Source organism: Streptomyces sp. NPDC001070 (genome assembly GCF_053598835.1).
Window position 1 is genome coordinate 54,929 of sequence record NZ_JBSFLB010000026.1, and the last position, 15,518, is coordinate 70,446.

The window sequence follows — 15,518 nt, forward strand, 5'->3', positions numbered from 1 at the left end:
TTATCGAAAGGGAAATGCACGCATGCCAAAGCCGCCCGTCAGGGTCGGTATCAACGCCGCCGCACCGTATCTGATCATGTGGCTGGCCGGGGTTCGACACGTGAACCTCGACCGCCACTGCCTGGAAACGTTCGGCTGGTCTGATCGTCACCCGCTCAACCCGAAGGCACCCAGCCAGCACGCCATCCTGCCGGCGGAGAACCCGCCGCTGGCCTGGTACCTGTGCGCCCTGCCCCACCCGTGGGACTGGTCGAGCAACGCGCACCTGGCCTTCGAGTACGCCGAGGGACACCAGTGGCAAGGCCCCGCCCTCGTGCGCGGCCTCACGGTGACCCTCGACAACGCCCGCCCCATCACCGGATGGGGCGAGCACTCCATCCCCGCCGACGCCTCCCGGCGGGCCCAGTGGAAGTACCGGACCTGCCGCAACTGGCAGTTCGCGTGGTGGCTGCGCACCAACCGGGGCGCCCCCGACGCACCGCCCTCCACCTGGACACCGCCCGACGACCCCAACGCGCCCCAGCAGCTGACCTTCCCGTAGCCCACACGGCCCGGCGACCAGCCAGGTCGCCGGGCCGCGTCGGCGCCATCACCGCCCGGTGGCACCCGCCCGCCACCGCGAGAGGATGACCCCATGACCAACCACCGCCGCGCGTTCCTGAACGCGCTCTCGCCGCAGCCGCCGACACCACACCAGTGCGACGAGTTGTGCGTGTGCCCCGTGCACAAGACGCCGCTCATCTACTGGCCCGCCGGGAACGACCACGCCTGCCAAGACGCCGAATGCCGCTACGGCCACGGCATGGCGCCGACGGCTGACCCGCACCCCTCAAGCGCCGACTCGGCTTCCGCTAGCGACCGCTAGCCTCGCCCCCTCTCGGATCTTGCAGTGCCATCATGTTTCTCGGCGCGGGGGCGCGCAGCAGCGAGAGGACCCTGCCGGTGGGACGCCCCGACAAGGCCGCGCGCGCCGCCATCGCACAGCGGCGAGCGGACGCCATCGACCTACGACTGGCCGGCGTGGACTGGCTCACCGTGGCCCGGAAACTCGCCGCCGACCCGGGCATCAACTCCGACCGGATCGCCTACCCGCAGGGCTACGGCATCGACCGGTACAAGAAGGGCCTTGAGCCCCCTCCGGACGACCAGCTCATCAACGCCGCCTGCAAGGACGTCCGCCAGGCCCTCAAGGAACGCACCACCGACGTCGAGGACAAGGCCGACGAGCTGCGCGCCGTGGAGAACCTGCGCCTGGACCGCCTGTTCTTCGTCGCCTACCGGCAGGCCGTCAAGGACGGCGACCTGCCCGCCATCGACCGGGCCCTTCGCATCATGGAGCGCCGCGCCCGCATGAACGGCCTCGACAAGCCCAACAAGACCGAGATCGTCACCCCGGCCGCATCGGGCAGCGAGCTGACCGCGATCGCCCTGGACGAACTCGAAGCCCTGATCGGCATATCCGAGGAGGCCGCGCATGGCTCCGACGACTAGCGCCGAGCGCGAGACCAGGCTGCTGGCCGCCTACCGCAGCCGCCCGCCGGCGCTGCGCCGCGCCATGGCCGCCAAGGCCTCCCCGGAGCTGCGCGTCCAGCTCGCCCGCATCGAACGCCACATCGCCATGGACGCCTCCCCGGGTGCTATGGCAGCCGTCCTCACCGAGCGCCGCGAGATGCAGGCCCGCCACCTCCACCTGATCGACCAGGCGTGGATCGACATGGCCGAGGGCCGCGCCGACCGCGTCATGATCACCATGCCTCCGCGTCACGGCAAGTCCCGCCGCGCGTCCCGCTGGGCGCCCCTGTGGTACCTGCGCCAGCACCCCGACCGCCGCGTCATGATCGCCTCGTACTCCGGTGACCTCGCCGAGGAGCACTCCCGGTGGATCCGCGACGCCATCGAGACGTGGGGCGACGAGCTCGGCATCCACCTCAACCCGTCGTCGCGGGCGGCGATGCGCTTCGACATCGCAGGCCACCAGGGGGGCCTGGTCGCCGCGGGCATCGGCGGCAGCCTCACCGGTAAGGGCGCCACCATCGCGCTGGTCGACGACCCCGTGCAGGACATGGCCTCGGCCGACTCCCCGAGCATGCGCCGCAAGACGTGGGAGTGGTGGCAGTCCGTCCTGCAGACCCGCCTGGAGCCCGACGGGGCGATCTGCGTCATCCAGACCCGCTGGAACGAAGACGACCTCGCCGGCCGCATCCTCGCCGACGCCCAAGCCAACGAGTGGCACGTCATCGACCTGCCCGCCCTCGCCGACAGCGACACCGACCCCCTCGGCCGCAAGCCCGGCGAGCCCCTGTGGCCCGAACGCTTCGACGCCGACCACCACGCCACCACCCGCCGTCGCGTCGGCGAACGCGTGTGGGCCGCGCTCTACCAGCAAAAGCCCCGCCCGCCCGAGGGCGGCGTGTGGCAGCGGGCCTGGATCACCGACCACCGCCTGACCACCGTCGAGTTCGGCGGCCTCGACATGGCCCGCGTCATCGTCGCCGTCGACCCCGCCGGCGGAGAGTCCGCCATCGGCGACGAGACCGGCATCATCGGCGCAGCCCGCGGTTACGACGGCCACCTGTACGTCCTCGAGGATCACTCCGGCAGCATGGGCGCCAACGACTGGGGCCGCGCCGCCTGCCACCTGGCCCTCGCCCTCAAAGCCGACGCGATCGTGGTGGAGTCGAACTACGGCGGAGACATGGCCGCCAGGTCCTCTCACAGGCATGGGAGCAGCTACGCCGCGAAGGCACCACCAACGGCGCCCTCATGCCCCGCGTCCTGGAAGTCCAAGCCAAGGTCGGCAAACGCCTGCGCGCCGAGCCCATCGCCCAGCTGTACGAGCAGGGCCTGGTCCACCACGTCGGCGCCCACGTCGCCCTGGAGGACCAGATGGTCACCTGGGTCGTCGGCATGGACTCCCCCGACCGCATGGACGCCGCCGTCCACGGACTGACCGAACTCGCCGACCCCGACCAACTGGCCGCCGTCGCCGGCCACATCCACGACGACCGCCTCGGCGGACGCCGATAACCCCTCGGAAACGGCCTCATAAAGGCCAACGGCACAGCCGGGCCCCGAAGTCGGGTCCCGGCCGCTAGCCTCCGACCCATGTCGATCAGGGGGAGAGTGGCGGCCGCGACCGCCGTCGCCGGTGTGATCCTGCTGTTGCCCGGCTGCAGCTCGACGCCCGCAGCGCCCACGTCGGACCAGATCAAAGCCTCCGCGCAGGCCCGCCTGGACGCCTCTGTCGAAGACGGACGCTACTGGCGGGCGAACTTGCGGGCGATGGGCAAGACGCCCGGCGAGGAGACGTGCCAGGCCGCGTGGGACAACGACCTGCTGCCCGAGGACCGGCAGAGCCTGATCGTCTCGTTGTGGATACAGGCCTGCGCCGAACCTGCCACCTCGTAGCAGCACGGTCCGCAACGCGCGATGCTCGTGATCCGCTGGACGTAATCCCCAACCGGTGTGGCAGGGCGCGGTAGTAGCCTGCGGGCATCGCTCAAGCTAGGACGCTGGGGGACAGCACGTGATCGTTCGGACCATTGCGCCCGAGGGAATGCCACGGCCCACCGGGGAGGACGGCTATGTCCTTCTCGACGTGGTCTGGCAGCACTTCTCCGACTCCCTTCGCTGGCCGACCTTCGATTACGTCGATCGGAAGCTGTATGCGTCGGGCCTGAAGTTCGAAGAGGCCGTGCAACAGCTGTGCCCTGCACTGCTGCGGGGTGTAGACGCCGACCTGTGGCGGCTCCCGCAAGGCACGACGGAGCTGTCTCTGACGGTCGCTGGCGCTGCAAACTGCGCCAATACCGAGTTTGCTATCAACTCCTTCCTCGTCATGCTGCGGACAGCGGTCTTCATCGAGCCCCGCTATCAGCCCAAGGAGCCGGGTGCGCTGCCAGAGCTGCGGCCCGCTGACCTAGCGCCTCCAGTAGATGACGTCGATCTAGCGTTGCTGACCAATAAGACCAGGTTCGCGGGCTTCGCGCTCGGGCTGCACGAGCCCTGCTTTCGTGGTGGCAGCCACAACGTAGAGGAGCTCGACTGGACGCTGCTGTATGACCGGGACATTCGACCGTTCGCTAACGTGCACCGCCTGGATGAGTACTGGCGCATCCGTGAGCAGGTGCTGGGGCCGGCGCGGGTTGAGGCCGACAGCACGCCCTTCCATAAACGCCCAAACCACGATGTCGCTCCGGCACCTAAGGCCGTACCTGCCTTCCGGACAGGGGAGTCGGCGGAAGCCATGCATGTCACCTGCATGCTGCATCCGCTGATCGCGGAGGTCGCTGCCGAGCGGTACAGCGGCGGCTTCTACTACGACGCGGTCCGGAGTGCCTTCCAGGCTGTGGAGCATCGCGTGGCGGTCCTCGTCGGGGCTAACGAGGTCGGCGAGCGTCTGATGGGCATCGCCTTTGGTGCCAAACCAGAACCCCCAAAAATCACTGTGACCCGGTCCACGGGAGGCTCACTGGAGAGTGAGCAGAACGGCATGCAGTTCTTGTTCAAGGGCGCGATGGGCGCTCTGCGTAACCCTCGCATGCACGGACCGGACGAGAAGGACGCCCGAGACGAGGCCGACGAGATGCTGGCGTTCGCCAGCTTCCTCATGCGGCGACTCGACATCGAGGTCGACAAGCGCAAGGCCGCCGCAGACCTGTAGCGGGGCCCGGCGCCAGGTGGCGCCCGTCATCACCACCACGGATCTCACGCGCGAGGGAGGGCCGAGTGCAGGTTCGGGTTGCCGCCGTAGACATCATCCGGGCAACCAGTAGGCGCTGCTCAGTACCTGGGTCGCAGCGGAGACCGGCTGCACGTCACTGACCAGCTCGAACTGATTACCGTCGGTGCAGCTAATGACGCACGTGAACGGGCGTGCACCGCGGTGTCAGCCGTTCCCGGCTGCGAAGCCGTGCTCACAGCCTCGCGCTACTTCGGGTGCGTGTGTCAACCGGTACAAGTTCAGGTGTTGTCCAATATCCAGCGCCAGGCACGCCGTTTGTAATTGTGTCCTGCCCCGAGGGCGAGTCGCTCGTCACGGTCCTTGGTGAAGTCGCCGTGGTTGCAGGCTTCGGACTCGTTGTCGATCCAGTAGCAGATGGCTCTATAGGCGTTCGCGGCGTCGCTGATCTGACTCATCATGTCGGGGAGATGGTGCCCAGGGTGACGGTGGGCCTCCCCGACCGAGCTTTGCTCACTGTAGTCGGTCCTGGTCAGCGGCGGCGTGGAGCCCCAGAGCTTCTTGATGAGGGCGCTGGTGTGTCGGGGTGTCCAGAGGGTGTTCGCTAGTTTGTCCCACAACGGCTTGGTTTCTGACAGGTATCGCTCGATGAACGTCTCGTCCCGATCGGGCGACGAGTCATACATCAGGCGGTCCTGCACGCGCCCCACGTGGGCGACCGAGAGAGAGGCGTGAGCGGAGTCGAGGATGAAAGTGGTCTTTTGGTGCTTGCTGACCTCCACGAGCTGGAAACGGACGGCCCCTTCTCCGCCATGGGTGTTGTAGGCGAGTATGCAGATCGCCTCTTCCGCGTTGCCCGAGACACGTCCGGCGAAAATGGTGCTTTCCGCGTTACGCCCGAAGCTTGCGGCGGCAATGATGGGCTCCTGCTCCCCCAACCGGCTGCAGAACTGTTGTAGAGCTAGGGCGACCCATTCGTTTTCGGCGACCCTGTAGGCGGTAGTCACTACCGACATGACCTGCTCGGTATCGGGCCGCACCAGTGCCCTGAGGCCGCGCACCGGGGTTGCTGTCCGCTCGCCACGCCGCTTGATCGGCACCAAGACCTCTCGTTCCTCAACGGGCCACTGTAGGCCGGCGAGCTCGAGCATCGGTGCTGCCAGATGCCCTTCGCCCGACCAAAGGTTCAGCGAAGGGCCGTGCTTGCGGGCGAACCGCAAGAAGGGTGGTGTCTCACTCGGAGAGCCGGGGCGCAGGTCGTGTCTTTCGAGGTAGAACTTCCCAGACCTAGCGTCGCGGTAGTGGTACACGGGCTACCGCCGCCCGCTCGAAGACAGCATGACGATGGGCGTGGAGATCTGTGAGATTGCTTCGGACGTCTTGCTCACCGTCGTGGCCTTCCTGCCTGGTATCCCGTTGATCACCGGGGATCGTAACCGCCAACACGGACAGGTGTGATCGGAACCCCCGGGAACGCCATCACCCCCCGGTGCAGACGCAGTCGGCGTCTCGAATCAGGCTGACGGCTGCGGTGCGCTGATCGTGTCAGCGGTGCTCCTCGGTGGGGGCAGGCGAGGCCCCAAAACCGCCGATCAGCCGATTGGATGGTCCTCACTAATCGGCCTTCCGCAGCTCCCACCCCAGTCGTGCGCCCCTTGCTCGGCCTTCAGTTCTGACCGCTAGTGGCCTTCCGGCACTCTTTACGACCCCGACCCACTTGGCCCGGACCCGGTCGCCCTCAACACGCTTCTCCTCTGTCCACTCCATCACCGGCCCTGAGGCACGGTGATGGTCACGCGCGGCCTTCCGGGCCGCGTCGAGAGATCGCTGCAGGCAGCCAAGGGAGTCCAAAATGGTGATGGCGGCCAGGACGCGCATCACCTGGTGCGCCCAGCGGCCGAAAGGCTGCACCCCTGGCCGCGTACCCTGGTGGTCGGCGTGGGGCCGACTGCCTGGAGGGGCTGTGCGTCTGCGCACGCTGGTCATCGACGCCTGGAGCTGGCTCAACTACAAGCCCGTGATGGCCGACCCGGACCGGCCGGCGAACCATCGGGCGTTCCCGGAGCTCGGTTCGTGGGTGCCCTCTGTCGACGTGCGGCGTCTGGCCGCGTACAAGCTCCTCGCCGCGTACGACTCCAACCAGGCCGGGCAGCTTGCCGCTGTCACCGGCGATGACCACGGGCTGGAGCGCCGCGAGCTCGGCGACCCGTCCAAGCTGATCGACACCACCCTCGGGTATCTGCTGGGCGCGGAGCAGACCATCATGGTGCCTGGCGCCGACCACGCCGGCCAGGACGAGGCGACCGCCGAGGACCGGGCCGCCGCCGACCTGCAGGACAAGCTGCGCGCCTGGGCCGACAAGGAGCTGCTGCCGCTGCGCATCCAGCAGGCCGAACGGTGCGCGGTGCGCTGCGGCGACGGCGTGTACACCCTGGCGTGGGAGCCGGCCAAGCAGCGGGCGCTGCTGCGCACCTATGACCCCGGGTTCTACTTCCCCGAGTGGGACGAGGGCGAGCAGGACGCTCAGGAGTACCCGTCTCGGGTGCACTTCGCGTGGGAGCTGGCCGCCGACCCGGCGCGCGGCCTCAAGGCCCGGGTGCGGCGCATCACGTACGAGCTCGGCCCGATCGGCCCGTCGACCGCCTCCGGGAGCACCGAGGACGGGCGGGCCATCCGCGAGCAGGTCGCCGGCGCCGACGGCGACCCGGTGTTGACCGTCGGCGACACCCTCGACCCACTGACCGGCACGGTGACCCGCGTGTACCCGTGGGCGCCGGGCAAGCCCTCGGGCACGACGTGCTACCTCACCGACGCCGAATGGCTGCTGGAGGACCTGGGCCTGGCCCACGACGTGTTCTCCCTGCCGCTGGACAAGGCCGCCTACCGGGTGCGCTCGGACGGGCAGGTCCTGGACCACCTGGACCTGATGCACGACTTCATCCCGGTGGTGCACATCCCGAACACCATCCCCGACGTCGGCGAGCACTGGGGGAAGTCCACTTTGGCGACGGTGCTGCAGCTGCTGGACGAGCTGGCCGCCACCGACACCGACAGCGCGTCGGCGTCCGCGACCACCGGCACGCCGATCGTGGCGCTGGCCGGCGCGCGCCTGCCCATCGACCGCACCACTGGCCAGCCGATGCCGGTACGCGTCGAAGCCGGAACGGTGTGGCAGCTGTCGGAGAGCGGCCGCATGGATTCCCTGGACACCTCGGCGCAGCTGCGCGAGCTCCGCGACCGCATCGACCACCTGCTGACCCGCCTGGCCGCGAACACCCGCCTGACCACGGCCGGACTCGGCAGCCTCGACCCCGCCTCGGTGCCGTCCGGGTACGCGCTGCAGCTCGCCCTTGGCCCACTGGACTCCCTGGTCGGCGCGATGCGCCTGGCCCGCGCCCACAAGTACCAGCTGCTGCTGCGCATGGTGCAACGCCTCCACCAAGCCGGGCAGGCGTGGCCCGCCGGGGAGTCGCTGCCCGCACGCCTGGTGTGGGGCGCCCACACCCCCACCGACCGCACCACCGTCCTCGCCGACGTCGTACAGGGCTACGCCGCGGGCGTGTTCTCCCTGGAGACTGCTGTGCGGATGCTGCAGGAAGCGGGCTACCCCATCGATGACGTCACCGGGGAGATCGAACGCATCCAGCGGCGGGCCTTCGACCAGGCCGCCCGGCTCGCGGACGCCACCGGCGACAACGCCGCAGTGCGCGAGTACCTGGGCATGCCCGAAGCCGACCCGGTGCCCACAGTGCCGCTCATCCCACAGCAGGCGACCGTGGCGCAGACTGCGCCGCCCGCTGGTCTGGCTAAGCCGTCGAGTCAGCTGCCCTCGGGCCAGACCGGAGGCGTTGGCCCGACCGGATCCGGCCCGCAGTAGGTGACCCTCCGCGAGGCGCCTACTGCTCCTGGTGTCCATCGACGCAACGATCGTGTCATCAATCCGAACAGCGATTCCTGATACGTCGGGATCAACTACGCAGTGGCTACGACATCGATAGAGGGCCGCCAGCCCACAGCGCGCGTGGGCCAGCGCATGATCAGCCGGCGGGGTCTGCGGCGGTTCCGCTGCCTCGGGCGCCGCTCGGCGCGCACAGCCGCGAGCCGCTGAGGCAAGGACACTGTCGGCTGGTGGCGAAGCCGGAGAAGGCCGTGGCGCTCGTAGGCCACCTTGACCGCTGTGCCGCTCGCCGCAACCACGCATCTGCCCGCCGTGGTCGAGTACAGGCGCGGATAGTATCGGCGAACCACCGGACTGGGGAGGGGCGCACATGCAGATGCCGGAGGTCGAGAAGGCCGTTGAGGCGGGTGGAGGCTTTGCACTCGTGGCCATGGTCCACCTGCGGAACGCCGCTGGATGGGCACGGGCAAAGGAGCACGTTGTGGAGGATGTCTCCGAGCAACTCCGGGCCGCCGGCTACGGGCACTTGCCACGGATCCTGCCCAAGAACCAGGACCGACCGGTATTGGTGTACCGCCTGGCAAACGGGCAGCCCACCACTCCGGAAGCCTCGGGAGGAAATGCGACAGGCCGGTCAGTGCTGCAACTAGTCGACACGATCATGCGTGACGAAGACTGGCAGCAGCGGGACCAGGCCGTGGTCGCCCTGGCGAGCCTTTTGGGGGCGGTCAGCGGCACGTTCGCGGAAGTGATGGCGAACCCGGTGCGGCCGGAACTGAGCTAACCGGCCGGGCGCCAATTGGGCCGTTGCACAGGGCCCGGGCGACGAAGAAGTGACCCCTGGATCCACAGAGCCGCACTCATCGATTGTGGCTCTGTGGATCCAGGCTCAATGCTGTCTAGGGCGTCAACGTCCCCGGACCAGGATCAGGCCCCGTCTCGCGCCCTCCCTACGGTCCTATGCTTTGCCTTCGGCAGAGAGCGAGGGGACGATGGAAACTCCCGTCATAACGGTCCACTTCCGAAGCTCCTACGGGCACTTCGTCCAGCCGGTCGTCATACGCTCCTGTCCAATATGCGAACGAAGGCGGGCATACATAGCCCGGCGCTCGGCACCACGCTGGACCTGCCCGTGCAGTCACAAGAGCAGGACGATGGCCAAGCGCCAGATGCTGGCCATTGACCAACTTGAGGTGCTGAAGGGGATAAGCCCTCTCGAAGACCCGGTCCTGTGGCATGAACCGAGCGATGGGCAATATTTGGCGATCGGGTTCTCCCCAGCGGAAGGCATCTACCTGCACCACAACTTCGGTCGGCTTCCCCTCGGCGATGAGTCCCCCACCTGGGTGTACCTGATCGACTTCCATTGGCACGGGGAACGTTTCGTCAAGATCGGCATCGGTCTCGACCAACGCATTCGCGATCACGAACTCCAGGGCGGACAGGTTCTGCAGAAAGTGCAGCTGCCCAGATGGCAAGCCCGCGCGATAGAGCGGGCGGTCCTTGACGCCTACCCCAGGCACCGCCCGCTCGTTCCGCTACCGCAGCACGGCGACACCGAATGCCTCGTGCCTAGTGTTGCCAGCCAGATCAACCTCAGGTCCCTCGCCAAAGCACTTCAGACACGAGACCACACCTCTGCCTAGCCCGCTGGACGCGCCGACGTCGCAGGGCTACGCCGCCGACGTGTTCTCCCTGTAGACCGCCATCCGAATGCTGCAGGAAGTCGGCTACCCCATCGATGACGTGGCCGGGGAGGTCGAGCGCATCCAGAAGCGGTCGTTCGATCTGGCCGCCCGCCACGCGGATGCGACCGGCGACAACGCCGCGGTGCGCGAGTACCAGGGGCTGCCCGAAGCCGACCCCGTGCCGACGGTGCCGCTCATCCCCGGCAAACCGGACCCGGGCGAGCCAGCCAGCGCCGCGCAGTCCCCCCGTCGGGCGTTAGGCGGTCAGGCCGCAGCCTGAGGTGCCCGGACGCGAGGGACCCCGGTCCGTCGGTGCTTCCTGACGGTGGCGTACGACATGATGCCCGGGTGCAGATAGCCAAGTTGGTCCTGGAGTACGTCAAAGCCCTCGTCTGGCCCGTGGTGTTGGTGTTCGCGACCATCACCTTCAAGACCCAGATCGCGGCGCTGATTGAGCGGATCAAACACTTGCGGGGCGCCGGGGCCGAGGTCGAGTTCGCCGAGGTGGCTGCAGCAATTCTTGCTGAGACCGCGGTTGTCGCCGAGCAGCGCGCACCTGAGAACCATGAACAGCCCAGCTCGGGGGACACCGTGGCGCTGTCTCTGCACGAAGTGTTGGAACCGCTGCTGGCCGTACACCCTGGCATCGCTGTACTGAAGGGCTGGGATCTCATCCAGAACCGCTTGACCGACCTGGCGGCAAGGGCGTACCCCGCGACGCACGTATCGGTGCTGAGAGGCACACTCGCCCTCCGCATGCTCGAAGACCGGGGCCTGCCAGGTGCGACCGTCAGGTCGATCACCCGTCTCAGGGCGCTGCGGAACGCGGTGGCCCATCCCCGCGACGGAGATACGCCGATCACTGAGGAAGGCGGGCGTGACTACGTGGATGCTGCCGTGAACGTGTGGGAGGCGCTGACGGCGTTTGAGCACCGACTGCGGGACGAGCCGACGGGCAACTGAGGGGGCGTGCGGGCGCTGTGGCTACACTGATCGTCGGCGCGGGGGCGCTGCTGCTGGAGGACGACACCATGATGGCCCGCCCGCTGCCCGACCCGCACACCCCCATCAGTCACCGACGCGACGGCCGCCCGATTTACCCGATCCTGGGCGCGGACCCCACTGACCCGTCCAACCTGCAGCTGCCGCCGTCCGCCCCAGTACCGGACCCGGCCACGTCGCCGGCGGCCGGGCAGCCGGTCGACCAGGAGACGCTGAACCGGCTGTTGGCCCGCGAGAAGCAGCAGGGTGAACGCGCCGCGGTGCGCCGCCTGGTGGAGCAGCTGGGATTCTCCAAGACCGACGACCTTGCGGCGTTCGTGCAGGAGCAGCGGGACGCGCAGGCCGCGCAGCTGTCGGAGATCGAGCGCCGCGAGCAGGCCGCCGCCGCGGCGACGACCGCCGCAGAGCAGCGTGAGGCGCGGGCCGTGGCCCGTGAGCGCGCCGCGGTACGCCGTGCCGCGCTGGTGGCGCTCGGTGCGACCGGCGACGACCTGACCGACGCCGAACGGCTGCTGGTCGTCGAGGACGACGCCGACGAAGACGGCATCGCCGAGGCCGCTACCGCCTTGAAGGACCGCAGGCCGGAGCTGTTCGCCGGCGCGGGTGCAGCCCAGGTGTCGCCTGCCGCGCCTGGTGGCTCGCCTGCGGGCGGCCCGCCGCCGCGCGGCGCCAACGTGCCCAAGCCGGGCCAACAGGGCGCCGAGATGGCCCGCCGTCGCGGCTTCGTGACCGGCGACTGAGCTTCCCACCGGCGGGTCAAGGCCGGACTGACGGGGACCACGCCCCCTTTCCGTGGACGACGCCACCGGTCGGTGAGCGGACGAACTGCCCCACTCGTCTGATCGTCCACAGGAGGACCCATGACCGTTCAGCCGGTCACCACCACCCAGAACCTGACGGCCGACCGGTCGTGGCTTGCCAGCCTTCACGGCACCCGCGACGTCGACTCGATCACCCTCGACATGTCCACGTTCGTGTCCGGCACCCACTTCGTGCCGTCGACCGACACGAACATCCCCTACAGCCGGTTCCTGTCCGGCATCCCCGTCGGCAAGATCACCGCCAGCGGGCTGTACGGGCTGTACGCCACGGGCGCCTCTGATGGCCGGCAGAACCTGGCCGGGTTCGTGTTCGCCGAGGTGCTGTTCGCGCCCGCTCAGGCGAAGGTCGGGGCCGCGCTGCTGTGGCACGGCTCGGTGAAGACCGCCAAGCTCCCGGTCGTTGTCGCCCCGGTCGTGCCGTCCGCCATCTGCCAGATCCGCTTCGTGTAAGGAAGGAGGCCCGCGCTCATGACCATTCAGGACCTGATCAAGGGCGTCACCGTCCAGGACCTGACCACGTTCGCCCGTGCCATCCCCACCCCGGCTGACTTCCTGCTCACGCAGACGATCTTCCCGAAGGTGAAGGTCGCCGACGTGATGTGGCGAATCAAGAACCAGGGCCGCTACGTCAACGCGGCGAAGTACCGCAACTACGACGCGTCCGTGCCGTTCGCGGACCGCCAGGCGTGGACGACCAGCACGCAGGGCATGCTGCCCGCCCTGGGCCAGAAGCTGCTCGTCGGCGAGATGGAGATCCTGCTGCAGGAGGCCTCCCGCGGCGCGGACCAGGACCGCCTGATCGAGCTGCTGTACGACGACGTCGAGCGGCACGTCGAGGCCATCAACTCCCGCTTGGAGCTCGCGGCCGGTGACGTCCTCACCGACGGCAAGTTCTCCCTGGCAGCGGAGAACGGGCTGACCATGGACGTCGACTTCCAGGTGCCGGCGGCGAACATGCCGACTGCCCCGGTGCTGTGGTCCGACCCGACCTCGGATCCCATCAAGGACGAGCTGGGGTGGCTGGACTACCTCGACTCCATCAGCGCCCCGTTCCCGGAGCTGGTCCTCACCAGCCGCCGCGCGACCTCCTACCTGGGCAAGAACAACGCCTACCGGGCCGCGTACTACGGGTCGGTGAACCCGTCGAACACGCCGACGGCGACGCTTACCCCGCAGCAGGTCAACGTGGTGCGCGGCAACTACAACCTGCCGCCGATCGAGCTGTACAAGGGGCAGGTGCGGGTCGACGGCGCCAACGTGCGGCCGCTGCCCGACGACCGGTGGGTGATGGTGCCGCCGGACCGCTCCAAGTGGGCCCAGACCATGTACGGAACCACGGCGGAGTCCCTGGTGCTGTCCCGTGGCTCCAACCCGGAGATCGCCCGCGAGGACGCGCCGGGCCTGATCATCACGAAGGGCACGCAGGACGACCCGCCGCAGGTGTGGACCAAGGGCGCGGCCGTCGGCATGCCCGTGCTGTTCACGCCGGACTGCCACATCGTGGCGAAGGTGCTGTGATGCGGCGCCTGGCCGCGGCGGTGCACGTGGAGCACCCCGAGACGCACGAACTGCTGATCCTGCTGCCCGGTGAGGACATCGACCCGGTGGTGGCCGAGGTCATCACCAACCCAGACGCGTGGGTGGACTTCGAGGCGCCGACGATCGATGACCCGGCGCTGACCGGTGACGAGCCGCCTGCGCCGAGGTTCGACGACCCCGACGCGACCGCGAAGCCCGACCCGGCACCCGAGCCCGAGCCCACGGCCGAGGCCGTGGCCGAGCCGGAACCGGAGCCTGAGGCGAAGCCCCGGACCCGGACGCGCAAGCCGGCCGAGGAGAAGTAGCCCAGCCAGGCGCGGCCCGGCGCCCACGGGGGGTGCCGGGCCTGCCGCTACCCCGAAGGACACCCCGATGGATCCTGCAGTCCTGGCCTGGCTCCTGGCGCAGCTCGGCCCCACCACCAACACGGTCGACCTGCAGAGCCGCTACGACCGACTCGGCTCGGCGAAGGCCGTCGCCCTGGAGGTGCTGTCAGAGCGGCGCGCCAAGCTCCTCGCCGACCCGCTGCAGCTGACCGTCAACGGCGTCGTCACCCTCGACAACAGCAACAACCTCACCGGCCTGGAGCGGCAGATCGAAGCAGTGCAGGCCGCGCAGGCGCCCGACGACGTCAGCGACGGCGCCGAACTGGTCATCGCACCCCTGCAGCGCCGCAGGTACCGCTGGGAACGGCTGTAGCCGTGGCCTACGAGTTCCCTCCGCTGGTGCCCGGCGACGCCGAGGTGGTGGCCCGCCGGGTCGCCGCGGTGCTGCGCGACGCCTGGCAGCGCCTCGCCGACCAGCAGGCCGCCGTCCTCGCCGCGCTGGCCAAGCAGGGCCGCGCCCCGCACATGACCGCCCGCCTCGCGGAGTTCCAGGCGGCCATCGCCGACTTCCAGCAGCGCGTGGACGCCGAGGCCCGCGCGTTCATCGGCCGCCAGCTGCCCCACCTGTACGAGCAGGGCGCCCAGGCCGCCACCGAGGCCGTCGGCGGCAGGTTCACCTGGACCCTCATCCACACCGAGGCCCTGCAGTCGCTCGCCGCCGACTCCTACGCCGACTTCCTGCGCCGCTCACAGGAGGAGCAGCGCATCGCCAGCGCGTTCTCCCGGGCCGTGCGGAAGGCCGCACGCCGCGAGGTGCCACTGCTGGCCGCCGGGAACACCACGGCGCTGCAGTCCGCGAGGGCGCTCGCCGAGCGGCTCGCCAGCGAGCACCAGCTGGCCCACGTGATCTACCGCAACGGTGCCCGGTACCCGGTGCAGGCGTGGGCGGAGTCGGCGACGCTCGCCAAGAGCGCCGTGGCCTACAACGCAGGCACCTTGAACCAGGCGCGGGAGGCTGGCGTGCAGTGGATGCAGGTCTTCGACGGCGCCGGGTGCGGCTGGACCAGCCACAACGACCCCGACAAGGCCACAGACACGCTCCGCACGGTCGAGGACGCCGCGGCGTGGCCCATTTCGCACCCGCGGTGCACCAGGGCGTTCGGGCCGCGTCCCGACGTCACGCAGCCAATGTGAGGGGTCGCATGTCGACTCGGGCGGCCATCAGTCTTCCTTGGACTTGGGGTCAAGGTCCTATGGGCCCTGCTTCGCGACGAACGCCGCTACGACCCCGCCCCGCCCACCGCACGGCCAGCCTGACGCTTGACACACGCCATTAGGAAGCAGCCACCACGGGGCGAGCCTCGAAGATCGGGGCCCACATCGGGCGGGTGACCCGAGCGATCGACATCTATGGGGACGGTTCCACCCGTTGTCCTTGCGGTCAGCCGGCCGGGCCGGTGCCGGTGGCGGCGTCCAAGGCGTACACCTTGCCGTCGAGGCTGCCGACGTAGACGGTGCCGTCGGCCACCGCGGGCGAGGAGTAGACCGAGAGGCCGGTGGCGT

The 15,518-nt window shown here is 69.1% G+C and carries 18 protein-coding genes; 17 read left to right on the plus strand and 1 reads right to left on the minus strand.

Annotation, left to right across the window (positions count from 1 at the left end; translation table 11 throughout):
* Nucleotides 1-22 precede the first annotated feature (22 nt).
* From ACWDAS_RS28635 to ACWDAS_RS28660, 6 genes are all read left to right on the plus strand, one after another.
* Nucleotides 23-541 carry a hypothetical protein gene (locus ACWDAS_RS28635; protein WP_450396570.1) on the plus strand — a complete coding sequence of 173 codons (519 nt, stop codon included), beginning with the start codon at nt 23-25 and terminating at the stop codon, nt 539-541.
* A gap of 93 nt (nt 542-634) precedes the next feature.
* Nucleotides 635-865, plus strand: coding sequence for a hypothetical protein (locus ACWDAS_RS28640; protein ID WP_450396573.1), 231 nt, complete (start codon nt 635-637; stop codon nt 863-865).
* 32 nt (nt 866-897) lie between these two features.
* Complete coding sequence (locus ACWDAS_RS28645) at nt 898-1,491, plus strand: hypothetical protein (RefSeq protein ID WP_450396576.1); 594 nt, start codon at nt 898-900, stop codon at nt 1,489-1,491.
* Nucleotides 1,475-2,950 carry a terminase large subunit domain-containing protein gene (locus ACWDAS_RS28650; RefSeq protein ID WP_450396579.1) on the plus strand — a complete coding sequence of 492 codons (1,476 nt, stop codon included), beginning with the start codon at nt 1,475-1,477 and terminating at the stop codon, nt 2,948-2,950. The genes ACWDAS_RS28645 and ACWDAS_RS28650 overlap by 17 nt, the downstream gene beginning before the upstream one ends.
* A gap of 155 nt (nt 2,951-3,105) precedes the next feature.
* Nucleotides 3,106-3,408 (plus strand): hypothetical protein, encoded by a 303-nt coding sequence (locus ACWDAS_RS28655; RefSeq protein ID WP_450396581.1) that lies wholly within the window; start codon nt 3,106-3,108, stop codon nt 3,406-3,408.
* A 118-nt stretch (nt 3,409-3,526) separates the two neighbouring features.
* Nucleotides 3,527-4,663: a TIGR02391 family protein gene (locus ACWDAS_RS28660; RefSeq protein ID WP_450396584.1), complete on the plus strand. Its 1,137-nt coding sequence runs from the start codon at nt 3,527-3,529 to the stop codon at nt 4,661-4,663.
* A gap of 299 nt (nt 4,664-4,962) precedes the next feature.
* On the opposite strand, the gene ACWDAS_RS28665 is transcribed toward ACWDAS_RS28660, so the two are convergent.
* Nucleotides 4,963-5,901 carry a hypothetical protein gene (locus ACWDAS_RS28665; RefSeq protein ID WP_450396586.1) on the minus strand — a complete coding sequence of 313 codons (939 nt, stop codon included), beginning with the start codon at nt 5,899-5,901 and terminating at the stop codon, nt 4,963-4,965.
* 743 nt (nt 5,902-6,644) lie between these two features.
* On the opposite strand from ACWDAS_RS28665, the gene ACWDAS_RS28670 reads away from it, so the two are divergent.
* The 11 genes from ACWDAS_RS28670 to ACWDAS_RS28720 all read left to right on the plus strand — a co-directional run bounded on the left by ACWDAS_RS28670 (nt 6,645) and on the right by ACWDAS_RS28720 (nt 15,149).
* Complete coding sequence (locus tag ACWDAS_RS28670) at nt 6,645-8,558, plus strand: hypothetical protein (protein WP_450396589.1); 1,914 nt, start codon at nt 6,645-6,647, stop codon at nt 8,556-8,558.
* 391 nt (nt 8,559-8,949) lie between these two features.
* A complete protein-coding gene (locus ACWDAS_RS28675; protein ID WP_450396593.1) occupies nt 8,950-9,363 on the plus strand; it encodes a hypothetical protein in 414 nt (137 codons plus the stop codon).
* A 370-nt stretch (nt 9,364-9,733) separates the two neighbouring features.
* Nucleotides 9,734-10,225, plus strand: coding sequence for a hypothetical protein (locus ACWDAS_RS28680; protein ID WP_450396596.1), 492 nt, complete (start codon nt 9,734-9,736; stop codon nt 10,223-10,225).
* Nucleotides 10,226-10,292: 67 nt separating this feature from the next.
* A complete protein-coding gene (locus tag ACWDAS_RS28685) occupies nt 10,293-10,547 on the plus strand; it encodes a hypothetical protein (protein ID WP_450396599.1) in 255 nt (84 codons plus the stop codon).
* A gap of 68 nt (nt 10,548-10,615) precedes the next feature.
* Complete coding sequence (locus ACWDAS_RS28690) at nt 10,616-11,230, plus strand: hypothetical protein (RefSeq protein WP_450396601.1); 615 nt, start codon at nt 10,616-10,618, stop codon at nt 11,228-11,230.
* Nucleotides 11,231-11,247: 17 nt separating this feature from the next.
* Entirely contained in the window at nt 11,248-12,009 is a 762-nt protein-coding gene (locus ACWDAS_RS28695) for a hypothetical protein (RefSeq protein ID WP_450396604.1), read from the plus strand.
* Nucleotides 12,010-12,129: 120 nt separating this feature from the next.
* Entirely contained in the window at nt 12,130-12,540 is a 411-nt protein-coding gene (locus ACWDAS_RS28700; protein ID WP_450396606.1) for a head decoration protein, read from the plus strand.
* A gap of 18 nt (nt 12,541-12,558) precedes the next feature.
* Nucleotides 12,559-13,608: a major capsid protein gene (locus ACWDAS_RS28705; protein ID WP_450396608.1), complete on the plus strand. Its 1,050-nt coding sequence runs from the start codon at nt 12,559-12,561 to the stop codon at nt 13,606-13,608.
* Nucleotides 13,608-13,934: a hypothetical protein gene (locus tag ACWDAS_RS28710; RefSeq protein ID WP_450396611.1), complete on the plus strand. Its 327-nt coding sequence runs from the start codon at nt 13,608-13,610 to the stop codon at nt 13,932-13,934. Before ACWDAS_RS28705 ends, ACWDAS_RS28710 begins: the two co-directional genes overlap by 1 nt.
* A gap of 67 nt (nt 13,935-14,001) precedes the next feature.
* The gene (locus tag ACWDAS_RS28715) at nt 14,002-14,328 is read left to right on the plus strand and encodes a hypothetical protein (protein WP_450396614.1); all 327 of its coding nucleotides are present in this window, start codon (nt 14,002-14,004) and stop codon (nt 14,326-14,328) included.
* A gap of 2 nt (nt 14,329-14,330) precedes the next feature.
* Nucleotides 14,331-15,149 carry a hypothetical protein gene (locus tag ACWDAS_RS28720; RefSeq protein WP_450396617.1) on the plus strand — a complete coding sequence of 273 codons (819 nt, stop codon included), beginning with the start codon at nt 14,331-14,333 and terminating at the stop codon, nt 15,147-15,149.
* Nucleotides 15,150-15,518 lie beyond the last annotated feature (369 nt).